This window comes from Rhizobium sp. Root149, assembly GCF_001427345.1.
Taxonomy (GTDB): domain Bacteria; phylum Pseudomonadota; class Alphaproteobacteria; order Rhizobiales; family Rhizobiaceae; genus Neorhizobium; species Neorhizobium rhizoryzae.
On the sequence record NZ_LMGD01000004.1, the window covers coordinates 103,997 to 124,592 of the forward strand.

Annotated in this window: 22 protein-coding genes; 18 read left to right on the forward strand and 4 right to left on the reverse strand. The window is 58.9% G+C overall.

The window, feature by feature from the left end; genetic code table 11:
- Positions 1 to 90: 90 nt before the first annotated feature.
- From ASD54_RS05235 to ASD54_RS05260, 5 genes are all read left to right on the forward strand, one after another.
- Entirely contained in the window at positions 91 to 612 is a 522-nt protein-coding gene (locus ASD54_RS05235; RefSeq protein WP_062553564.1) for a tripartite tricarboxylate transporter TctB family protein, read from the forward strand.
- Between the two features lie 4 nt (positions 613 to 616).
- Positions 617 to 2,137: a tripartite tricarboxylate transporter permease gene (locus ASD54_RS05240; protein WP_062553565.1), complete on the forward strand. Its 1,521-nt coding sequence runs from the start codon at positions 617 to 619 to the stop codon at positions 2,135 to 2,137.
- Positions 2,138 to 2,152: 15 nt separating this feature from the next.
- Positions 2,153 to 3,007: a shikimate dehydrogenase gene (locus ASD54_RS05245; RefSeq protein ID WP_062553566.1), complete on the forward strand. Its 855-nt coding sequence runs from the start codon at positions 2,153 to 2,155 to the stop codon at positions 3,005 to 3,007.
- Entirely contained in the window at positions 3,007 to 4,893 is a 1,887-nt protein-coding gene (locus ASD54_RS05250) for a sugar phosphate isomerase/epimerase and 4-hydroxyphenylpyruvate domain-containing protein (RefSeq protein ID WP_062553567.1), read from the forward strand. The genes ASD54_RS05245 and ASD54_RS05250 overlap by 1 nt, the downstream gene beginning before the upstream one ends.
- A gap of 420 nt (positions 4,894 to 5,313) precedes the next feature.
- A protein-coding gene (locus tag ASD54_RS05260) for an IS3 family transposase (RefSeq protein ID WP_156379083.1) occupies positions 5,314 to 6,533 on the forward strand; the annotation gives its coding sequence in 2 pieces (ribosomal slippage) (positions 5,314 to 5,653 and positions 5,653 to 6,533; 1,221 coding nt in all).
- 195 nt (positions 6,534 to 6,728) lie between these two features.
- On the opposite strand, the gene ASD54_RS05265 is transcribed toward ASD54_RS05260, so the two are convergent.
- Positions 6,729 to 8,453, reverse strand: coding sequence for a diguanylate cyclase (locus ASD54_RS05265; RefSeq protein ID WP_062553570.1), 1,725 nt, complete (start codon positions 8,451 to 8,453; stop codon positions 6,729 to 6,731).
- A gap of 488 nt (positions 8,454 to 8,941) precedes the next feature.
- Between ASD54_RS05265 and ASD54_RS05270 the strand changes: the two genes are divergently transcribed.
- From ASD54_RS05270 to ASD54_RS05280, 3 genes are read left to right on the forward strand one after another with little or no spacing between them, the layout of a single operon-like run.
- Positions 8,942 to 9,190: a hypothetical protein gene (locus ASD54_RS05270; protein WP_062553571.1), complete on the forward strand. Its 249-nt coding sequence runs from the start codon at positions 8,942 to 8,944 to the stop codon at positions 9,188 to 9,190.
- Entirely contained in the window at positions 9,172 to 10,485 is a 1,314-nt protein-coding gene (locus tag ASD54_RS27195; protein WP_082547091.1) for a hypothetical protein, read from the forward strand. Before ASD54_RS05270 ends, ASD54_RS27195 begins: the two co-directional genes overlap by 19 nt.
- The gene (locus ASD54_RS05280) at positions 10,478 to 10,702 is read left to right on the forward strand and encodes a hypothetical protein (RefSeq protein WP_062553572.1); all 225 of its coding nucleotides are present in this window, start codon (positions 10,478 to 10,480) and stop codon (positions 10,700 to 10,702) included. Before ASD54_RS27195 ends, ASD54_RS05280 begins: the two co-directional genes overlap by 8 nt.
- A gap of 209 nt (positions 10,703 to 10,911) precedes the next feature.
- Here the strand turns inward: ASD54_RS05280 and ASD54_RS05285 are convergent, their stop codons facing one another.
- Positions 10,912 to 11,859 carry a LysR family transcriptional regulator gene (locus ASD54_RS05285; protein ID WP_062553573.1) on the reverse strand — a complete coding sequence of 316 codons (948 nt, stop codon included), beginning with the start codon at positions 11,857 to 11,859 and terminating at the stop codon, positions 10,912 to 10,914.
- 82 nt (positions 11,860 to 11,941) lie between these two features.
- Here ASD54_RS05285 and ASD54_RS05290 point away from each other — a divergent pair, with 82 nt between their 5' ends.
- The 10 genes from ASD54_RS05290 to ASD54_RS05335 are packed head-to-tail and all read left to right on the forward strand — an operon-like array spanning position 11,942 to position 19,686.
- Positions 11,942 to 13,039, forward strand: a complete 1,098-nt coding sequence (locus tag ASD54_RS05290; RefSeq protein ID WP_200958445.1) for an ABC transporter substrate-binding protein — start codon at positions 11,942 to 11,944, stop codon at positions 13,037 to 13,039.
- Complete coding sequence (locus ASD54_RS05295) at positions 13,036 to 14,088, forward strand: iron ABC transporter permease (protein ID WP_062553575.1); 1,053 nt, start codon at positions 13,036 to 13,038, stop codon at positions 14,086 to 14,088. The genes ASD54_RS05290 and ASD54_RS05295 overlap by 4 nt, the downstream gene beginning before the upstream one ends.
- The gene (locus tag ASD54_RS05300) at positions 14,085 to 14,837 is read left to right on the forward strand and encodes an ABC transporter ATP-binding protein (RefSeq protein WP_062553576.1); all 753 of its coding nucleotides are present in this window, start codon (positions 14,085 to 14,087) and stop codon (positions 14,835 to 14,837) included. The genes ASD54_RS05295 and ASD54_RS05300 overlap by 4 nt, the downstream gene beginning before the upstream one ends.
- 20 nt (positions 14,838 to 14,857) lie before the next feature.
- Positions 14,858 to 15,373, forward strand: coding sequence for a hypothetical protein (locus tag ASD54_RS05305; RefSeq protein ID WP_062553577.1), 516 nt, complete (start codon positions 14,858 to 14,860; stop codon positions 15,371 to 15,373).
- Positions 15,348 to 15,827 (forward strand): phosphonate C-P lyase system protein PhnG, encoded by a 480-nt coding sequence (gene phnG, locus ASD54_RS05310; protein ID WP_062553578.1) that lies wholly within the window; start codon positions 15,348 to 15,350, stop codon positions 15,825 to 15,827. The genes ASD54_RS05305 and phnG overlap by 26 nt, the downstream gene beginning before the upstream one ends.
- Complete coding sequence (gene phnH / locus ASD54_RS05315) at positions 15,824 to 16,399, forward strand: phosphonate C-P lyase system protein PhnH (protein WP_062553579.1); 576 nt, start codon at positions 15,824 to 15,826, stop codon at positions 16,397 to 16,399. Before phnG ends, phnH begins: the two co-directional genes overlap by 4 nt.
- Positions 16,383 to 17,444 carry a carbon-phosphorus lyase complex subunit PhnI gene (locus ASD54_RS05320; RefSeq protein ID WP_062553580.1) on the forward strand — a complete coding sequence of 354 codons (1,062 nt, stop codon included), beginning with the start codon at positions 16,383 to 16,385 and terminating at the stop codon, positions 17,442 to 17,444. Before phnH ends, ASD54_RS05320 begins: the two co-directional genes overlap by 17 nt.
- Positions 17,437 to 18,282, forward strand: a complete 846-nt coding sequence (locus tag ASD54_RS05325) for an alpha-D-ribose 1-methylphosphonate 5-phosphate C-P-lyase PhnJ (RefSeq protein ID WP_062553581.1) — start codon at positions 17,437 to 17,439, stop codon at positions 18,280 to 18,282. The genes ASD54_RS05320 and ASD54_RS05325 overlap by 8 nt, the downstream gene beginning before the upstream one ends.
- Positions 18,275 to 19,039: an ATP-binding cassette domain-containing protein gene (locus ASD54_RS05330; RefSeq protein WP_162249552.1), complete on the forward strand. Its 765-nt coding sequence runs from the start codon at positions 18,275 to 18,277 to the stop codon at positions 19,037 to 19,039. The genes ASD54_RS05325 and ASD54_RS05330 overlap by 8 nt, the downstream gene beginning before the upstream one ends.
- 8 nt (positions 19,040 to 19,047) lie before the next feature.
- On the forward strand, positions 19,048 to 19,686 hold the full coding sequence (locus ASD54_RS05335) for an ATP-binding cassette domain-containing protein (protein ID WP_062553583.1): 639 nt from the start codon (positions 19,048 to 19,050) through the stop codon (positions 19,684 to 19,686).
- Between the two features lie 280 nt (positions 19,687 to 19,966).
- Here ASD54_RS05335 and ASD54_RS26910 read toward each other — a convergent pair whose 3' ends face one another.
- Both ASD54_RS26910 and ASD54_RS05340 read right to left on the reverse strand, forming a co-directional pair.
- Entirely contained in the window at positions 19,967 to 20,068 is a 102-nt protein-coding gene (locus tag ASD54_RS26910; RefSeq protein WP_200958446.1) for a winged helix-turn-helix transcriptional regulator, read from the reverse strand.
- 162 nt (positions 20,069 to 20,230) lie between these two features.
- Complete coding sequence (locus tag ASD54_RS05340) at positions 20,231 to 20,482, reverse strand: hypothetical protein (RefSeq protein ID WP_062553584.1); 252 nt, start codon at positions 20,480 to 20,482, stop codon at positions 20,231 to 20,233.
- Between the last annotated feature and the right edge of the window lie 114 nt (positions 20,483 to 20,596).

Consider the following 20,596-nt stretch of genomic DNA (forward strand, 5'->3'; position numbering starts at 1 on the left):
GTCGTTGCCGCCACTCATTTTGCATCAACCCGCTAATTTGACGGTTCCGGGCACCATGGATTTGCTGCCCCGCGACCTGGGGAGCATCTCATGCAAGAACAGCCAACCACACGCCGGCCCGGCGAAGTGGTCTTCACGCTCATCCTGCTGATTGGCAGCCTTTTCCTTCTCTGGCAGGCCTATGGCATTTCTGGCTTCAGCGCCCTGAGTTCGGCGGGAGCATTTCCGATGGCCATGTCTGCGGTTATGGTCGTGTCACTCGCCATCATTCTGTCCAACACATTACGAAAGCCCGCTCCAGCAGCCGTCCTTGAACGGCTCCGTGCTGAAATCCTGCCGGCAACGGTGGTGGTGTTCTGCGGGCTGATCCTGGTCTACAGCCTGATCCTGGACTGGCTGGGTTTTATCCCGGCATCCTTCCTCTTCCTGCTGGCGTCAATCACGTTCCTGCAGGGTGGCCGTTTCAAGCGTGCGTTTGGCCTGTCGGTGCTCTCCATCATTTGCGTCTACGTCGTGTTTCGCCTGGTGTTCCAGGTGGTGCTGCCCGAGGGTCTGATCCCGGAACGCGCCATCATTGCCTGGGTCCAATCACTCTTCTCGGCGGGGATCTGACGTCATGGACGCCTTGACCTATCTTTTTTCATCGTGGATCCAGCCGGATCTCCTGTTTCTGACCGCCCTCGGCGCTTTTGCCGGCATCTATATCGGCGCCATTCCCGGCCTCTCGGTCACCATGGCGGTGTCGATTCTGATCTCGTTCACCTTCAGCTGGGAAGTGAACCCGGCGCTGGCGCTGATGAACGGCATCTTCATGGGGGGCGTCTATGGCGGTTCGCGAACGGCCATCCTGCTCAACATTCCAGGCGCGCCAGCTGCCATTGCTACCAGCCTTGACGGCTACCCGATGGCGAAGAAGGGCGAGGCTGGGCAGGCGATCGGCCTGTCGACGGTCATGTCCTTCATCGGTGGCCTGGTTGGCATCGTCGTGCTGGCCATCGCCGCCCCGACGATCAGCGAATTCGCCATCAAATTCCAGCCGCGCGACTACATGCTGATTGCCGTGATGGGCATCCTGCTCGTCGGTGCGCTCTCCGGGGAAAGCCTAGCCAAGGGCGTGTTTGCCGGTGCCTTCGGCATCCTGCTCGGCACCGTCGGGCTTGACCCCATGACCGCCGAGCAGCGCTTCACCTTCGGCTCCGTCTCGCTGATGAACGGCATTTCTTCCATCGCGCTGATGATCGGCATGTTCGGGGTCTCCGAGGCCCTGCTGCAAATCCATCACCTGAACGCCCAGGCGGTGAAGCAGAAGATTGATCGCATCGTGCCGCTCTGGGGCGATATCAAACGCCACCTGTCGCTGACGCTGCAGTCCTCCGGCATCGGCGTCATCATCGGTGCGCTGCCGGGCACCGGCGGGGATATTGCTGCGCTGATGGCCTATGACCATGCCAAGCGCATCACCAAGAACCCGGAAGTGCCCTTCGGCCAGGGTGCGAAGGAGGGCCTGATCGCACCGGAAAGCGCCAACAATGCCGCCGTCGGCGGCGCCTATATTCCGATGCTGACGCTCGGAATTCCGGGTGATGCGGTCACCGCCGTCATCATCGGCGCGCTGTTCATCCACGGCCTCAACCCGGGACCACTGCTCCTTCTGGAAAAGCCGGACATGTTCTGGTTCACCGTCGGCAACCTCGTTCTCGCTGATATCTTCATGCTGATCTTCGGCCTGACCGGCATCCGCATCTTTACGAAGATCATCGAATGCCCGAAGGCGGTGCTCTTCCCGCTCATCCTGCTGCTCAGCGTTGTCGGCGCCTACTCGATCAACAACTCCGTTGCGGATGTCTGGTGGATGCTTGGATTCGGCGTGTTCGGTTACTTCATGAAGCTCTACGGATACCAGGTGGCTCCGGTCATCCTGGGTATCATCCTGAGCCGTCTGATGGATGACAACTGGCGTCGCGCCATCATCTCCGAGCGCGAGAGCCTGCCGGACTTTGCGCTTGGTATCCTCACAAGCCCGCTGTCGGCGACGCTTCTCGGCATCATCGTCTTCGTCCTTTTCACGCAGACACGTTGGTGGAAGCGTCGCTTCGGCGCGGCCCCGACATCCGTCGATGCCATCAAGTCCAACTGATCGGGGATTGCCAGCATGACCGCAAAGACAATTCGGCTTGGCCTCATCGGCGATAATATCGCCGCGTCACAGTCGCCCCGTCTGCATGGGATCGCGGGTCGTCTCTGCGGTCTCACTGTCACCTACGAGCGTCTGGTTCCGCCGCAGCGGAACCAGACCTTTGAAGAGGTTTTTGCCTTCTGCGGCGCAGAAGGCTTTACCGGCATCAACGTCACCTATCCCTACAAGGAGCGCGTCGTTTCCGTTCTGGATGTGGCGGACCCCGCCATCCGGCAGATCGCAGCCTGCAATACGGTTCTCTTCGGGACCGGCACGCCGCGCGGCTTCAACACTGATTATACCGGCTTCGTCCGCGGTTTCCGCACAGCCTTCGGCCATGATGCCGTGCCCGGTCGTGTGGCCATGATCGGCGCCGGCGGGGTGGGCAAGGCGGTCGCCTTCGGGCTGATCGAGCTCGGTTGCCGTCATCTCAACCTCTTTGACCGCGATGAGGCGCGGGCCAAGGGGCTTGCCACGGCCGTGAGCCAGGCGGCACCTGATCTGATCGTCGAGGTGGCGTCATCCGCGGATGATGCCGTGGAAGGCGCCGATGGGCTGATCAACTGTACGCCGCTCGGCATGGTCGGCTATGCCGGGTCCGCCGTGCCGGAGAGCGGCCTCACCGGCGCGCGCTGGGCATTCGATGCCGTCTATACGCCGGTGAATACGGAGTTCCTGCTGGCGGCCAAGGCGGCAGGTCTCTCGATCATGAGCGGATACGAGCTGTTTTTCTTCCAGGGCGTCGATGCGTTCCACCTGTTCACCGGACAGGATGTGGATCAGGCCGCCTTGCGGCTGGCTTTGAAACAGGGTGAGGGAGTGAGCGTGTGATGAAAACCTCGATCGCGACCGTCTCGATCAGCGGTGACCTGCCGGAGAAACTGAATGCCATCGCCAAAGCAGGATTCAGCGGGGTGGAGATCTTCGAAAACGACCTCCTGATCCATGACGCCTCGCCGGCCGATGTCCGGCGCATGGTCAGCGATCACGGGCTGGAGATCTCGCTCTTCCAGCCGTTCCGCGATTTTGAAGGCATGCCCGAGCCCTATCGCAGCCGCTGCTTCGACCGGGCGGAGCGCAAGTTCGACATCATGGAGCAGCTGGGCACGGACCTGATGCTGGTCTGCTCGAATGTCTCTCCCGTCTCGCTCGGCGGCATCGACCGGGCGGCGGCCGATTTCCGCGAGCTTGGCGAACGGGCCGCAAAGCGCGGCCTGCGCATCGGCTACGAGGCGCTCGCATGGGGACGCCACATCAATGACCATCGCGATGCCTGGGAAATCGTGCGCCGCGCCGATCATCCGAACATCGGCCTCATCCTCGACAGTTTCCACACGCTGTCTCGCAAGATCGATCCGGAAAGCATCCGCTCGATCCCCGGCGACAAGATCTTCTTCGTCCAACTGGCCGATGCGCCGCAGATCGATATGGATCTCCTTTACTGGAGCCGCCACTTCCGCAACATGCCGGGCGAAGGCGATCTGCCGCTCGTGCCCTTCATGGCGGCGATTGCTGCCACCGGTTATGACGGGCCGCTGTCGTTGGAAATCTTCAACGACCAGTTCCGCAGCGGTTCGGCGCGCCTGATTGCGGAGGATGGCCATCGCTCGCTTCTCAACCTGATGGATGACGTGAGGCGGGCGGCTCCCGATCTCAAGGTCACGACTGACGAGGTGCCGCCGCGCATTGCCGTGGAGGCCGTCGAGTTCGTCGAGTTCGCAGCTTCGCCGGAGGACGCCGATGACCTGGTGGCACTCCTGACGACGCTCGGTTTCGTTAAGGCCGGACAGCACAAGAACCGCAAGGTCGATCTTTACCAGCAGGGCGAGATCCGCATCGTCATCAACAACGATCCGGACAGTATCGCCAGTTCCTCCTATTCCGTGCACGGCGTCAACGTCTATGCCTTCGGTCTGCGCGTGGCAGATGCTCGGCGGGCGGTCGAACGGGCGCTTGCGATGGGAGCGGAAGTCTTTTCCGAGCCGCGTCGTCCGGGCGAGGCGGCGGTGCCCGCGGTCACCGCCAGCGGTGGCGAGATCATCTATTTCATCGATGGCAGCGATGCACTGGGAGAGATCTGGTCGAAGGAGTTTGACCTCGCGTCGACCTCGACCACGGGCGCCGGCCTGACGCGAATTGATCATCTGGCACAGACAACCCGTTACGACGAGATGCTAAGCCTGCTTCTGTTTTACACGGCGATCTTCGATGTCAGTCGGTCCGGTATGGTGGATGTTGCCGATCCGGGCGGCCTCGTGCGCAGCCAGGCGATCCATGCCGCGGATGGCCGGTTCCGCGTGACGATCAACGGCGCGGAAAGCCGCAAAACCTTTGCCGGCCACTTCCTGACAGAAGGTTTTGGCGCGGGCGTGCAGCATATCGCATTCCAGACGGGTGATATCTTCGCGACGGCAACGGCGCTGAAGACGTGTGGCCTGGAGCCGCTGCCGATTTCGCAGAACTATTACGACGATCTAGAGGCCCGCTTCGGCCTAATGCCTGATTTCGTTGATCGGCTGCGCGACCTCAGCATTCTCTACGATCGTGACCATGACGGGGAATATTTCCAGCTCTACAGCCGCACCTTCGGCGAAGGTTTCTTCTTCGAGATCATCGAGCGACGCAACGGCTACAACGGATACGGCGCAGCAAATGCGATTTTTCGGATAGCCGCACAACGTAGATTGTCCAGGCCGGTCGGGCTACCAAGCGGGTAAACGAAAAACGACTCCCTTGCAGCCTCACTGTAGATAGTCGTCTTGCACTAAATTTGTCGCGTCTGATCATTAGAGTCCGTTCGCGATCAACAGCGAATTAACCTTAAGTTAAGTTCCATAGTTATGCGTAAGCCGCTCAGAGCAGCTAAGTAATTGACTAAGCTATGTCTTATGGACGCGCCGTAGGTTCGATACCCTTCAAGGCGAAGACGCNCCATAGTTATGCGTAAGCCGCTCAGAGCAGCTAAGTAATTGACTAAGCTATGTCTTATGGACGCGCCGTAGGTTCGATACCCTTCAAGGCGAAGACGCCCAAAAGGGTATTTTGTTGAGCGATATGCGGCTCGTGCGTTGTAGTGGCCCCCTAAATCCCCGGACACGATCTCCCACTTGCTAAGTGTTAGGAGTAATGTGCCCATTATGACCAGTCACATCCCCAAGATAGAAGTGCTGTCCGGCCGTGAGCGTCGCCGTCGCTGGTCGACAACGGAGAAGCTGGCGATAGTCCAGGAGACCTACGAGCCTGATGTCACGGTCAGCATCGTGGCGCGACGGCACGGCATTCAACCGAACCAGCTATTCGCCTGGCGCAAACTTGCGGCGCAGGGTGCGCTGACGGCCACGGCATCGCAGGAAGAGGTCGTTCCTGCATCCGAATACAGAGCGCTTCAGAACCAGGTTAAAGAGCTGCAGCGCCTCCTCGGCAAGAAGACGATGGAAGGCGAAATCCTCAAGGAAGCGCTTGAGATCGCATCAGGGTCAAAAAAACACCTGTTGCGCTCGCTCTCGTTGCCGAAGGACGGTTCCCGATGACGACGGTGTGTGAGACTTTGGGTGTCGCCCGATCCAACATCGCGGAATCTGTGAAGCGACCTCCCTCCAAAGCCAGAGGGCGTCCGCCGCTTGCTGATCGGGAGCTGGTGGATGAGATCAAGACCATCATCGACGATATGCCCACCTACGGATATCGCCGGGTGCACGCGATCCTTTGCCGTAAAGCCCGAAGCGAAAGCCGACCGTGGCCAAATGCCAAACGCGTCTACCGGGTGATGAAGGTTCACGGCATGCTTCTTCAGCGCCACACCGGTGCTCTCGACACCCATCGCCACGATGGCCGTATTGCCGTCGAGCAATCCAATCTGCGCTGGTGTTCAGACGGCTTCGAGATCGGCTGCGACAACAAGGAGAAGGTCCGCGTTGCGTTCGCGCTCGATTGCTGTGATCGCGAAGCCATTGCCCATGTCGCGACAACAGAGGGCATGAAGAGTGAGGACGTCCAAGACTTGGTCATTACGGCTGTGGAGAATCGCTTCGGTCTCATCAACACTCTTCCAAAGCCAATCGAATGGCTGACTGACAACGGCTCCTGCTTCATCGCAAAGGACACCAGGTCACTGCTTGTCGATATCGGCATGGAGCCTTGCTCCACGCCCATTCGCAGCCCCCAATCCAATGGGATGGCAGAGGCTTTCGTCAAAACATTCAAGCGCGACTACGTCTCAGTGAACCCTCGACCAGACGCCGCAACCGTCATCGCGCAACTGCCCTCATGGTTCGAACACTACAATACCCTTCACCCGCACAAGGCATTGGGGTATCGCTCCCCTCGTGAGTTCTTAAACCGTCAAACAGAAACCTGATCCTGTCCGGTTTTTAAGGGGCAACTCCATGCGTCACGACCGCTTTGCACCTTCAATTCGGTAGTAGAAGCCATCGTGGCAGACACTTGAAAGCAGATGCTCGCGAGGTGCTATAAGCCTTTTCCGCCACTTGCAGACATAGATATCAGCAAATGAGTTAGTCGTAATGAGCCGCATGGTCGGCGCTGCTGCGGGCTATGCAATCATGACCTGATCAATCTGGGCGGTTACCGATGAATGCGTGGGACCTAACTCGCTGCGGGTTCTATTTCGTCCCGCACTCTTGGCTTCGTAAAGATGCTTGTCTGCTCGTTCATAAACGGTCGTGAAGGCATCGACGCTAGAGATAGCTGTGATGCCCATGCTCGCCGTCACAGGCCCTGCGAGACCCGGAACCGCATTGGCGACGGTCGCAGGGATTGCCTGGCGGCGAAACTCGGCCTCTGCATCCACGTCCTGACCTCGAAGGAGAAGTATGAACTCCTCGCCACCAAGGCGATACGCGCGCACGTTCGACCCTGCCTTCAGTGCGACGGCTACAGCCTTAAGTACCTCATCTCCGGTGCTGTGCCCGTATCCATCATTGATCGCTTTAAAATGATCGAGGTCGATGACTGCCAGCGCGGTGAAACCAACCTCGCGAAGCTGCTCGAACTGCCGCTCGATCGCCCTCCTGTTGAGCAGACCTGTCAGCGGATCGGTTTCAGATAGCCGTTCAAGGAGATCTGCCTCGTTGCGCACACGATCTCGCTCCCGCCTGATGGTGACGAAACGTTCTGCCACGCCAAGCGTCGTGAGAAGCACTTCAAACATGCACCCGAAATAGAAGAGGACCATCGCGTCCGCGCTGTGCAGCCAGGGGCTTACCCCTGTCACCAGTCGTACCAATCCGACCAGTGCCAACGGCGCATAACCGATGGCCTGGAACCTCGCAGCACGGCTTCCTCTCAGCAAGGAATCGACCATCGCACAGACGAAGGCAGCCAGTATCGGTCCAAACGCCGCCGTGTAGACGACTGATTGCACCGGACGTGCGACGAAGGGGAAGGTGGCGTGAAAGACGCTCAGGAAGACCGCCCATGCGGCACAATAGGGTAGAATGCGCCGCAGCAGGGGATGCATCATGCCGGGCTCAATAAAGCTATATGTGAACATGGCGCCCGAGCTGATCGTAACCCCGAAGAGCAGTGTCGTCATCCAGCTCAGCGTCATTGCTGGAGGATCGAATAAAGCGACCGATAGACCAGATGTAACAACTATCGTCATCAGCAGCGATGTTGTGAGGACCGAGTGCCAGAGGACGAAGGGTTCACGCAGGGCTCGGTAGAATGCTGCATTGAAGATAAGAGGCATAACGAGCATGCCTGCGAGTCCGGCAATCAGCAGCAGGAACCGCAAATCGGCAGCGCTAGCGCCTGAGTCAACAGGGGAAAGATACGCATTCTCCAAAGTCATTTTGTGGGTGGGCAGGTCAACTGCCGCGATCACCTGCCTGGTCGCTAGAGTGACATCTGGCAGATCCGCTTTAAAGTAGCCGCCAGCCATTGAGCTGCGCAAGGCGACCGCAGGAAAGGACGTCTGACGAACCGCGCCATCTTCGTCGATCGCCAAGAGATGCAGCGCGTCGAACGCACTCCGACGTGAAAGCAGATATCGAACGGGTGCCTGGACAGGTGGGATGTCGAAGCGGAGGAGTACTCGTTCGGCATCAATGGAGAATTCTTGATTGGCGCCAGAGCAGGACCATCTGTGTTCATCGCGGGCCACTGCGACGACGGTTTCCGAGAGCGTGGCGGTGGCCCAGCATGACGTGCGAATGTTGTTGGAATCGCTTGCATCGGCAACGTTTGCACATGATTGTGCCAGCATCACCAAGAGCAGATATGCCGTTAACTTTCTAAAAAAACCGCGCGAAACCATTGGCTTTACGGTAGTGGAGAAAGGTTTTGATGCCGTTAAGGAGGCATTGTTTGATCTGTGCTTGATAGAGGACGCGCGCGCCCAGACATCTGATTTCCTAAAGCCCGATCCCGGATTTTAGCATCCTTCAATGTCGGCCTCTCTTTAAGCTGACGTTGAAGCGGACCGTCGACTGTCGCCCCTATATCAACCATTCCCACGAGAAAGTCGTAGCCTCATATGTAAATTCGGCGCGAATGTATTAACCAAACGACGGGTCCGCGGTTCGTATCCCTTCAATGCGAGAGCCCAGCCACATAAGCGAAGCATCTTCTTCCGGGCAGTCCTTCTGGTGCATCCTCTCCGGACACAGCAACAACGCGACTATTGCGACGTGAAGCATCCCTGCGTAACAGCCGGCCCTCGGCGGCTCACGGGCGGCGCAATATCTTGACGAAAAACTCATATTTAGGGTTTTTGATGCGTAACTGGATATTGAGGGGTTTTCGATGTTTTTCACAGGGAAGAAGCTGGCGATCACCGTCGCGTTGGTTGCGGTTCAACCCAACGCCATGATTGCGGAGCCGATTACGATCACCGACCATGAAAATCGCGCAGTAACGCCGGCGAAACTGGTCGAGCGGATCGCCTCGTGGCGATGCGCTGATTGGGACGTGACCGGACCGACGGGCGAGACGCACCGGGCGATCCTGCCGGCCTTCGCCGAAATAGAGGCCGCATGGGCACGATCTATCTGAAATCGGCCTTTGAGGCCCCCTCGGAAGCCGTAAAGGCGGCGGAGGCCGCAGGTTTGCTGACGATCGTGGAGCAGCCGGACCTAACTGCGGAGATGCTTCTCGCCCACAGGGGCCTGATCACCGGCAACCAGCTCGACCAGAACGCCATGGTCCTGATGCGCGAGGCGCTGGCGGCCTTCCTCGACGCCGGCGGTCGCTGGTTCTTCAACGGCCACATGGTGCGGCCGCTGGTCGATGGCATGAACCAGTACCGGCCGATCAACGCCCCAAAGCGCGCCGATTTCGACCTTTCCCCAGTCAACGCCCATCCGCTGTTTTCGGGCATCGATCTTTCAAAGCTCGAGACCAACAGAGGCGTGGCGGGCTTTTACGGCCGGGGTTGCAATCCGCTGCCGGATGGGGCCGTCGCGATCAACGGCCTGGGGCCGGCCAAAGTGCCGGTCGACTGGGTCTGGGCACGTCCCCACGGCGGGCGGATCTTTTCCCATTCAGGCAATGATCTCGGCTCGGTCGGACTCGAATGGAACCTCTCGAGCGAGCTGACGCGGCGCATGATTGACTGGACCCTTGGCGGCGCCTGCCTCGACCCTTGGCCGACCGCGTCGTCATCGTCGGCGGCCCACCAATTGCTTGCCGAGCCCGAAGCCTACGGCGGCATGCGCATGTCGACCCAGACCGGACGGCGGCGAATCGTCGCGCCATCCTCCGGCACCTACTATCATATCCGCTGCCTTGAGGGGCCGCGCTACACCGGGATATTCGACGTCATCTGCTCGCCGGAACAGCTCGGCGACATCCTGCGCCCCGACGACATTCTCTGGGTCCCTTGCCGCACACCGGCGCAGCGCATGATCGCGCAGAAGGCGGTGCTCGCCCGTCACCTCGATGCCGGCGGCACGGTGGTGGCGCTCGGCGAGAGCTGTTCCGACCTCTGGCTGCCGCATGTTGATTTCACCGGCACGCCAACGAACTGGTGGTGGTGGCTCGACCCCACAGCCGATCTCGGGGTGCGGGTGACGGAGGCTGCGGCCAGCCATCCGTTGATGGCTGGTATCGGCGACAAGCAGGCAACCTGGCACCTGCATGGCTGGTTCCTTCCGCCGGATGGAGCAGCGGTTCTGGTCCGCGATGGCGAAGGCCGGGCAATCCTCTACGAGGACACGGTCTCGACCAGGGGCACCACGGTCATCTCATCGCTCGACCCGATGTTCCACCACGGTTCGCATTTCATGCCGGCCACGACCGGCTTCCTCGACCGTTTCGTTCCCAACCTGAAAGCCCTCGCAGATGTCTAATGCCATTACAGTGCTCGACAACGGCCACCCGATCAGCTTCACCTTCGACGCCACCAACGCCTATCACGGCGGCGGTTCTCCCGGCGGTGTGACGCATGCGCTGAAGGCCATGCGGGCGGCGTTTCGGCTGCTGTCCGACACGCCGCTGGAACGGCGCGAGGTGACGATTGTGACCGCCTTTCCGGACCCGGAGGACGCGACGCGCTGGAAATGGTGACCCGGGAGCTGACCGGGGGGGGCCGACCGTCAACAAGTCGATCGGCGGCAAGGACATCATCACAGACCCGCCCGGCCCTAAGTCAAGACGTTCGCCAAATGGGCGCCGGCGAGGAGGCTTTGCTCGCTCGATGAACAAACGTGCCTATAATAGAGTTGTTTACGGTCGATATTGCGTGTCTGGATGGCTTCACATGGGCTCGAATTGGTTCAAGACCTTACGGATCGCTGGCCTTCCTTTAGAAGGATGGCAAGCTCCTTGGCGAACTTCTCAAGATCTACCGGATATGGTGAACTACGCCGCCAAAGAGCGAAGATTTGTCTACGAACGGGCTCTCCCTTGATTTCTGCCCACGCAAATTGCGTACCGCTGATGGATTGCCCACACGCGATGGACGGAATTAAGCACGAGTATCCCTGCTCCCTGACGAGGTGTACTCGCGTTTCGATGCTAAGCCCGTAAGAGCGCAAGATCGGTCCATTCGAGCGGTCGGCAAACCTTAGAGTGGAATCCTCCATGCTCATGGGAAAGTCGTCTTCGCTCAAGGGCAATAGATCGAGTTTGGCGAGATCAGCTGGTTCGATCTGATCACGTTGGATGACCGGATTTTCCACGCTTGTGAGGAGGTGAAACGGCTCGTTGAGGAGCTCGACCTGATGGAACGCCTCATCGAGTACAGGGCACGCCGTGATCACGAGATCGAGCTCCCCTTCTCTAAGTCGCCTGCTGAGGCCTTCGTGCTTCCCCTCCATGAAAGCGAGTTCAAGACGCGGATAGTGTTTGTGAACGAACCCAACCGTTTGAGGAATGAGGAATGGGCCGACAGTAGAGATCATCCCGACGCGGAGGCGCCCGCCGAATGCCCCCGCCCTTCGGCTGGTCTCATGGCCCAGCGCTGCAACTTGCTGGAGCAGCATGCCGATACGCCTAAGGATGTCGCCACCGGCGTCAGTCGGAGTGACCTTGCGGGCGCCGCGCTCGAATACAGTTGTGCCCAACACTGTTTCGGCTTTGCGAACCTGATGCGACAGCCCCGAGGCGCTGATACCCATCTCCTCGGCCGCCGCGCGAAAACCTCCGCACCGATGGACGGCCAAAACCAACATCAGATCACGGATGGAAAGGGAGGCAAGTCTGTTCGAAATTTCTTCCCGCATTGTCCGATTTGTTCGACTTGATAAGACGCTTCTCCATATATACGAAAAACGTGAATGCAATACTCATATTATGAGGTGCCTGGTGTTTTCGAAGTTTCTTCTCTCCTCCGCAGCAATTATCCTAGCTTTGGCGCCGGCGCCTTTGCTTGCGGACCCCATCACGTTCAAGGATGTGACTGGCGCTGAAGTCACTCTTCCGAAGCCTGCGACGCGCATCGTCACCTTGCCACAGCCGGGTGCTGCAACGGTGATCGCGGTTGATGGGACGTCGGAACATCTCGTCGGCATGAACCCCGGTTCACGCAAAGCATTCGAAACCGGCCTACTCAAGAAGATGTTTCCAGAGGCCGCGTCCATTGAAAGCGGTATCGTGGCGGAGGGCGGCAATGGCTGGATGCCGAATGTCGAAGCAATCGCGGCGCTCAGGCCCGATCTCGTCATCCAATGGGGCGGTCGAGGAGACGAACTCGTGGCGCCACTGCGTAACGCCGGTATTCCGGTCGCGCTGATGGTCGGAGGCGGCAATGGCGGTACGGAAGAGCTCGCCCGCGAAAACATCAGCCTCGTGGCAAATATTCTTGGCAAACCGGAAAAGGCGAGGGATCTGTTTGCGTGGCGTGACGAAGTCATTGCAGACGTCAAATCTACGCTTGCGGCACACCCGGCGGAACGCAAGCCGAAAATCCTTCACCTGCGCTCCTCCAAAGGCAAATTTACTGCGACGGGGGAAAAGAGCTACCAGAACTTCTTCATCACGCTCGTTGGCGGCGACAATGTTGGCAAGGGCCTGGGTGTCCAGGCAGAAGTCAACGCAGAGCAAATTGCGGCGTGGAACCCCGACCTTATCATGCTGACAGCTGCGGAAACTGACGCCGGACGCGAAACGATATTCGAGAACGAAGTTTTGTCGCAGACTACTGCCGCCAAGACCGGGCGTGTCTACAAGACACCGAATGGTGGATATGTATGGGATAGCGCCAGCCACGAAAGCCCGTTTACCTGGATGTGGCTTGCAAACCTTGCTCATCCGAACCTCTTCCATTTCGATCTGCGCGCCGAGGTGAAAAAGGGATTTGAACGGCTCTACAACTATTCTCCTACGGAAGACGAAATCGACGCTGTCTTGAAGCTCGATCTCAACGCCAGCGCTTCGAACTATCAACAGTTCGCTCGCAAATGACACTGGCCCCTGCCGGAACCGATCATCCGGATCAGTCGACCGCACGCGCGGTCATACATTGGTCGGCATTGCTCTTGCTTCTTGTAGTGGCGATCGTTGTCTCGGCATCAGTTGGCCGGTTCAGCATACCGCTTGCTGATGTCCTGAACATCGCGGCTCGTTGGCTTTCTGGCGCGCTTGCGCCAGAAACTATGGAGGAGCGCATTCTCATCAACGTTCGTGTGCCACGCATCTTGCTGGCGGCGATCGTTGGTGCAGGACTTGCTCTATGCGGTGCAGCACTTCAGGCTCTGTTCCGCAATCCACTCGTGTCGCCGCGTGTGCTAGGTGTTTCATCGGGGGCGGCGCTCGGTGGGGCGCTGACGCTGCTGGTCGGCGGTGGCGCTACCGTGTTGTTTGCCGCTACCTTCAGCTCGGCTCTTTTCGCGCTTGTGCTGGTTGCGGTCATCTCACGTGTAGCAGGGCGCACGATCCTTTCGATCGTGCTGGCAGGTATCGTCATTGATGCGTTGTTTTCAGCGATGATCTCGCTGACGCAATACGTGGCTGATCCGGAAACTTCGCTTCCTGCGATCGTCTTTTGGCTGATGGGCAGTTTCTCATCGGCAAGCTGGAGGAAGGTCGGCGAACATGGCCCGGTGATCCTGCTTGCCATCATCATTCTTTATCGTTTGCGCTTTCGGATTGCGGTCCTGTCGATGGGTGACGAAGAAGCGCGTTCATTCGGTGTGAATGTCGGCTTTTCGCGTTGGCTCGTCTTCTCGGTCATCTCGGTGATCATTGGCGGTTGCGTGGCCGTATCCGGTGTCGTCGGCTGGGTAGGGCTCGTCATTCCGCACGCGGCGCGCCTCCTTGTCGGAGAAGGACATCGCCGCTTTCATGGCACGGCCGCGTTGCTCGGGGCGAGTTTTATGGTGGTGATCGACACGCTTGCACGAGCAATTATCAGCGCCGAGCTGCCGCTTGGCATTCTTACGGCTGTCATTGGTGCACCGGTCTTCATCTACCTCCTCTGCACAAGGCAGGCGCGGATTGGGGCGACCCAATGATCGCACTCTCAAATGCAGGAATGAGGCGGGGTCAGCGCTGGATTTTTCGCAATGTCAGCTTTGATCTGCCGCATGGTGAGGTGTTGGCGATCCTGGGCTGTAATGGCCGCGGTAAAACCACGCTTCTGCGCACCTTGCTAGGATCCCTGGAGCTGAGTGAAGGCACCCGAACGATGCCTGCCGTTGTCGGTTATGTACCGCAGTCACAAGGTGGCGGAGATCAGCATCGTTGCCTTGACATCGTGATGATGGGGCGAGCCGGGCGCCTGGGGCTCTTCGGGCTGCCGGGAAAGGCTGACGAGATCGCTGCCTTGTCCGCGTTGGCCACAGTAGGCGCCTCTCAATTTGCAGAACGCTCTTTCGGTCACCTTTCCGGCGGCGAGCGGCAGATCGTCCTGCTTGCGCGGGCATTGGCGACAGAGGCCAAAGTTCTCGTGCTCGATGAACCCGCAGCTTCCCTTGATCTTGCCAATCAAAACCTGCTGCTCGGTGTCCTGATGCGGCTGAGGCAGGCTCGCAGCCACACGATCGTTTTCACCACCCATCATCCACAGCATGGTTTGATCCTCGCCGATCGGGCTTTGATGATGCATGCCGGAGACGAGGTTCTCTATGGCCCCGCGGCCGACATGATGACGGATGGCGAGCTCGCCCGCCTCTACGGGGTGCCTTTCGTGCGGAATACCGGCGCTGTTGGCCGACCTGATATCGTTTCCCCGATCTTTGGGGCAACCGTCTCTTCATCCTAAACCAAGAACAGGAGCCTACATTGGACACGATTACCTATCTTGAGAATGGCGAAGCCTTCACCGTGAGCTTTGCCGAACTCCTCAAATACCATGGTCCCGGTTTTCCCGGTGGCGTTGCGCACGGCCTCAAGGTCATGCAGCGGGCGTTTCCGCTACTGGATGAAGGACGTCCCGTCGAACGGCGTGAAATCCGTATCGATACGGCGTTTCCGGGTCCTGGTGGACGTGATGCCTTCGAATTTGTTACCAGAGGGCTGACCGACGGTCGGTACGTGGTCGACCGTTCGCTGGGTTGGGACGGCATCGAGGAAAGCCCGAAGGGACGGTATTATTTCCGTTTTACATACCGCGGTACGGTAGTCGAGGTTACGATCCGCCCAGGTCATGTGCGGCCCGAATTCCTTGAGCTTGCTCGCAAGGAAAATCGCACCGCCGACGATGAAGTGCGCCTTGCCGCACTGAAGCGCGAAATGGGCGATCGCCTCGTTCCGCTCGCTCCGGAAGATGTTTATGACGCCAAAGTCAGCCGCGCCTGATCCCGATTGCGTCCAGAGCGAGCGTCGCCATTGGATGGGCGTGCTCGCCCGCGCGCCCATTGATCTGCTGCGGGCATCTTTTGAAGACTGTCCGCAGTGCGCTGATGTACGTCGGCTTGTGGGGCCAGAGATTGGTCTGATCCAGCTGCGTGCGAAAACACCCGTGACGAAAACCGCATTTCATCTCGGCGAAGCGACCGTATCGCGCTGCGTTGTAGAGCTGGCCGGTCGGCGTGGTTATGGCGTGGTCCTGGGCAGCGATCTTGAAAGGGCTGAGCTTGTGGCGGTTTTCGATGCGCTGCTCCAGGATCCTCAGATGTATGGCGAACTCAGGCCGAAATTGCTGCAGCCGGCCGAGTCCGCCATCTCGGTGAGCCGGCAGCGCCGGGCAAATACGGCTCAAGCGACAGCGGCACATTTTTTCACCGCCGCGCGAGGGGGTAAAACGCCGTGAAAATTGCGATCGATCAGCGTGGACCCCAGAACGCTTACGAAGACCGAAAGGCCTATCGAAACCTCCTTCAGGCATTCGCCTATCCTGGTAAGATGATGACTTTGCGCGCAGGACAGCTCGCTCATTCCGTTGTCCTCGAAACGCTCGCGGATGAGACGACGCCGGTCTGGATTGATGAAGGCTTCGCCGAAATCAAGGCGAATGCGACCAAGGCACAGTTGCCGAGTGCGAGTCGGGTAAACTGTGTTTTCGCACTCTGTAGCGGAGAACGCTTTAACGGGTTCGATGGCTTTCCCGTCGGAACGCTTGTCGACCCGCACCTTTCCACGACCATGCTCATAGAAGTCGTTTCACTCACCGGTGGTGAGCCATGGCGGCTTGCCGGCCCGGGAGTAGGGCCAAACGGCGCTAGCCTGGCGCCGATTGGATTGCCGAAAATGTTTCCTGCCGCATGGGCGCAGAATAACGCGCTCTACCCGCTCGGAATCGATGTGATCTTTACGGCGGGTGAACTGTGCGCATGTCTCCCCCGAAGCGTCAGATTGGAGATCGCCGATGTATGTGCCGGTTAAGGGGGGAGAAGTTGCCATTACCAGGAGCCTCGAAGCCTTGGCGCGTGCCCGGCGTGGCGATCCCGATGTGCCGGAATTGACCGTCGCCCAGATAAGGGAGCAGATGCGGGGTGCAGTGGACCGGGTGATGACGGAAGGCGCCCTTTACGATCGAGACCTCGCGGCTCTCGCTCTGAAGCAGGCGCAAGGCGATCTGTCGGAGGCGACCTTCCTATTGCGGGCTCACCGCGCCACGCTTCGGCGCATGGGCCATTGCGAGCCGATAGAATTCACGGATATTTGCCTCGATCGGCATATCTCCGCGACCACGAAAGAGCTCGCCGGCGGCCAGATCCTTGGAGCGACCTACGACTACACCCACCGGCTTCTCGATTTTTCCTTGATGGGGGCGCGCCCCTGCGCTGGTAGCTCGGTGGTTGACGAGGAGCTGCTGGTTGAACGCGGTTTCGACCAAGAACCCGCCGTGCTAAGACCGCATACATCTTCCTATCACGATTTGCTTGTTCCCCCAGACTGCGAGCCGAGCGGGAACCGGGATCATGAACCAGTTGACATCACGCGGGTCCCGATCCGCCCGCCTTACGGACCATCTGAGACGCTCGGCCATTTGGTTCGTGGAGAAGAGGGGTTTCTGACTGGTATTGCATATACGCGGCTGCGCACTGCCGGCGCGTCCCATCCCTATGTGGAAGAGCTGTCGGCAGGTCAGGTTGAGATCCTGGTCGAGCTGGAGGATCTGGGGCTTACCGTTTCGATCGGTAATATAGACATCACTATCTGCCGTATGGTGGCGCCGGCTCTGGACGGCAAGCAATCCCATCTCTCGCCAGGCTTCGGTGTTGCGTTCGGGACGAACGAGAGGAAAGCTGTCGCTATGGCCACCGTGGATCAGGCACTGAAAGCAGGGCTTGATCCTGAGCTGGTGCTTTCCCATAGCGACGGCGTGGAAGCAGCCGGCTACGTATCGCACCTTAAATTGCCTCACTATTCCGACTTTCAATCCGATCTGGAGCTGATCCGGCGTGCGAGGTCTACGCATGAATGAAACGTTCGGCTACCTCGATGAGGACAGCAAAAGATCTGTGAGACGAACAATCCTGAAGGCCCTGGCCATCCCGGGCTATCAGGTGCCGTTCGTCGCACCGGAAATGCCGATAGCCTATGGTTGGGGGGTAGGGGGCATGGTGGTCACGGCAAGCCTGATCAATGAGGAGGACTTGCTGAAGGTTACCGACCATGGCTCAGACGACACGGTGAATGCGGTCAACATTCGGTCCTTCTTCACGAGGACGGCTTTCGTAACCACCACGACCCGCACGCCTGAGGCAACACTCATACAGGTCCGCCAGCGTGTCCCCGAGGCAAAGCTCCAGGAGGGGCAGATCGTCGTTTATCAGGTGCCGAGACCAGACCCTTTGCGCGCCTTCGTCAACTCGGCCAAGGAGGCCTCTCGCATGCACGCACACGCGGATTACGGCCGTGTGTACGCTCGGCTGTTCGAGGAAAGAACCGGTAGTCGTGGTGCAGTCCAGCCAGGGTATGACTACCCGGTTATGGTCGAAGGGCGATATTTGATGTCTCCGTCACCGATACCGAAGCGAGATAACGCTAGTCTCCACCGTTCGCCGGCAATTCAGATATTCGGCGCGGCGCGAGAGCGTCGGCTCTATGCATTGCCACCCTACACCCATGTCGAAAGCCTTGCATTCGACGATATACCTTTTGACCCCGGCTATCCTGATGACGGACGGCAGTGTGTCATTTGCGGATGCGCAACCAGTCATCTCGACCACCTTCTCCAGAAGGATGATGGGACAAGCGAATGGGTATGCTCCGATACCGAATGTTGCGAACAAAGATCAAAGGAGGTTGCCGGTGCTTAGGCTACCTTCTCCCGTCCTGACGCTTGGTCGCGTTTCATATGATAGGCGGATTGCGCCGGACACGTCGTTCGTCCTCTATCCTGGAGAGGTGCTTTGTCTCGTCGGGAAATCCGGAGCGGGAAAGTCGACGCTGCTGCGCATGGCGGGCGGGCTTTTGCGTCCGCACGAGGGGAGGGTGCTACACCAATCCGCCGATGGCCCGATCTCGATCTATGAGCTTCCCGAGCAGGCTTTGGTTTCACAGCGACGTCGGAACGTCGGGATAGTCGCTCAGAATGCTCGTGACACCCTCGATATGGCACAAAGTGCCGCCGCGAACATCGTTCAGCCTCTGTTCGAGAATGGCGAGCGCAATTTTGGCCGAGCGATGGCGTCAGCGCAGCACTGGTTCGCTGCACTCGATCTCGATGTCGCAAGGATGGGCGACCTGCCGAGTTTGTTTTCCGGTGGCATGCAGCAGCGCTTGCAGATTGCGCGAGCGCTGGTCCACGGACCGAAGGTTCTCTGTCTGGACGAGCCGACGACTGGTTTGGATACCTCGGTGCAGGTCCGTCTTCTTTCATTGCTTTCGGGGCTTCAGCGCCAAACGGGCGTCGCCATGTTGCTTGTGACACATGATCTCCGGATTGCCCGGCTGATCGCCCACCGCGTGATCGTGCTCGACGAAGGCAGGATCGTCGAGGAGGCTCCACCAGACCGGCTCATCGCTGATCCTTGTCATCCTGCGGCCCGCGACCTCGTCGCGGCAATGATTTGAGGACGGCTATGGACATCTTGCGTGTCGAGAACCTGGAAAAGGACTACGAAGCACGAGCCGTCGGTCCGGTGAGCTTTAGATTGAGGGCCGGTGAAATAGGATTGATCGTCGGCGGTTCAGGGTCGGGCAAATCAACGGTGCTCGATGTGCTGTATGGGACAAAAAGAGCGAGCCGAGGAAGTGCCTTCTTGTGTGTCGGTGACGGGCAGCGAGATCTCTTCGACATATCGGTCGCGGAACTCGTTTCAATTCGAAGCGTGGCCATTGGTTACTGTACCCAATTTTTGCCGGCGATCCCCGGAAAATTGGCGGCAGACCTCGCAAATGAAGCTGCTTACGCAGAAACAAGTTCGGCCGATATCACCGAGCTGTTGGATCGATTGGCCTTGCCACAACGACTCTGGAACCTGCCGGTGTCTTCATGGTCTGGCGGCGAGAAACAGCGCCTGAACATAGCGCTCGCTGCCCTTCGCAAGCCTGCACTAATCTTGCTCGACGAGCCATTCTCTGCGCTGGATGAAGCACTGCATCCTGTCGTTTGGTCGGTTCTATCGGCGTTGGCTGATGAAGGCTCCGCAATGTTGATTGGGGTCCACAAGGCAAGCTCCTATACAGCAGGAGCAGAAACACTGGTCGCACTTGATTGATCAGGCGTGTCTTGTGAGTTTTCGACGAATTAGCCTGATTTCCGGCAAATGGGGAGCGAGCTCGATCAATTTGGGATCTTGGGCATCGACACGTTGAGAGTCAGGGCGCTGAAGTTTCTATAGGTTCCGGCTCGAAACTACGCGTCGAGGGTTCGATACCGTTCAAGAGCTGAAAGGCCGTCGCCCGCGCCGTTGGCGACACTCGCGGATGGCGATGGCCTACTCTTCAGCTTCACGCCAAGAAAAGCCCGACCTTCTGGAGCTCTTTTCAGCTTCTCGCCTACGAAACAATCGCGGCGATAGCGGGGACGAGTTCCATGCCCAACACGGTCAATTCATATTCGACTGAGGGCGGGGAAGTTGGGAGAACATTCCTCGCCACGACGCCCCGCTCAGCATTGTATCGGACGCCGGATGATCCTCCTTACTCCCTCCTCTTGGCCATACGGCAAAGCCCGCCGCGCGCAGCCTTTTTCTTGTCCCTTAGCACAAGAAGGCCGCCCGGAGGCGGCGTCTTGTTGATCTCGTTGTGCTGGCGGAGATGCTAGAACTTCTGCCAGTCGTCTGCAACAGCAGCAGTCGCCGCTCCGCCACGTCCGCTGAAGGCTTTTGCAATCTTACCGACCATGGAGCGTGGAGCAGAAACCACAGGTGCCTGGTTGGTAGCAGGTCTGGCGGGTGCTGCTCTGTTGGTAGCGGTCGTGTAGCCTGCTGCCGTGCCGAGCTGGAACTGCGACACCAGCTCACGCAGCTTTCCTGCTTCATTGGCAAGTGTAGCACCGGCAGCACAGCTCACCTGGAGTCGTCATTGCAGCGAGCATCCACGCAATCGAACGAACACCGCGCTTCATTTGCGGCCGCCTAAATTTAGCCAATTCTCTTTTAGTTTCTGTATATGGCAGCGCCCGCC

Excerpts from the sequence above, each read along its gene's own strand:
- ASD54_RS05240 (WP_062553565.1), top strand. The coding sequence starts at position 617 with ATGGACGCCTTGACCTATCTTTTTTCATCGTGGATCCAGCCGGATCTC.
- ASD54_RS05280 (WP_062553572.1), top strand. The coding sequence starts at position 10,478 with ATGTCTAATGCCATTACAGTGCTCGACAACGGCCACCCGATCAGCTTC.
- ASD54_RS27195 (WP_082547091.1), top strand. The coding sequence starts at position 9,172 with ATGGGCACGATCTATCTGAAATCGGCCTTTGAGGCCCCCTCGGAAGCC.
- ASD54_RS05300 (WP_062553576.1), top strand. The coding sequence starts at position 14,085 with ATGATCGCACTCTCAAATGCAGGAATGAGGCGGGGTCAGCGCTGGATT.
- ASD54_RS05285 (WP_062553573.1), bottom strand. The coding sequence starts at position 11,859 with ATGCGGGAAGAAATTTCGAACAGACTTGCCTCCCTTTCCATCCGTGAT.
- ASD54_RS05245 (WP_062553566.1), top strand. The coding sequence starts at position 2,153 with ATGACCGCAAAGACAATTCGGCTTGGCCTCATCGGCGATAATATCGCC.
- ASD54_RS05250 (WP_062553567.1), top strand. The coding sequence starts at position 3,007 with ATGAAAACCTCGATCGCGACCGTCTCGATCAGCGGTGACCTGCCGGAG.
- ASD54_RS05265 (WP_062553570.1), bottom strand. The coding sequence starts at position 8,453 with ATGGTTTCGCGCGGTTTTTTTAGAAAGTTAACGGCATATCTGCTCTTG.
- ASD54_RS05270 (WP_062553571.1), top strand. The coding sequence starts at position 8,942 with ATGTTTTTCACAGGGAAGAAGCTGGCGATCACCGTCGCGTTGGTTGCG.
- ASD54_RS05320 (WP_062553580.1), top strand. The coding sequence starts at position 16,383 with ATGTATGTGCCGGTTAAGGGGGGAGAAGTTGCCATTACCAGGAGCCTC.
- ASD54_RS05325 (WP_062553581.1), top strand. The coding sequence starts at position 17,437 with ATGAATGAAACGTTCGGCTACCTCGATGAGGACAGCAAAAGATCTGTG.
- phnG (WP_062553578.1), top strand. The coding sequence starts at position 15,348 with ATGACGCCAAAGTCAGCCGCGCCTGATCCCGATTGCGTCCAGAGCGAG.
- ASD54_RS05335 (WP_062553583.1), top strand. The coding sequence starts at position 19,048 with ATGGACATCTTGCGTGTCGAGAACCTGGAAAAGGACTACGAAGCACGA.
- ASD54_RS05295 (WP_062553575.1), top strand. The coding sequence starts at position 13,036 with ATGACACTGGCCCCTGCCGGAACCGATCATCCGGATCAGTCGACCGCA.
- ASD54_RS05235 (WP_062553564.1), top strand. The coding sequence starts at position 91 with ATGCAAGAACAGCCAACCACACGCCGGCCCGGCGAAGTGGTCTTCACG.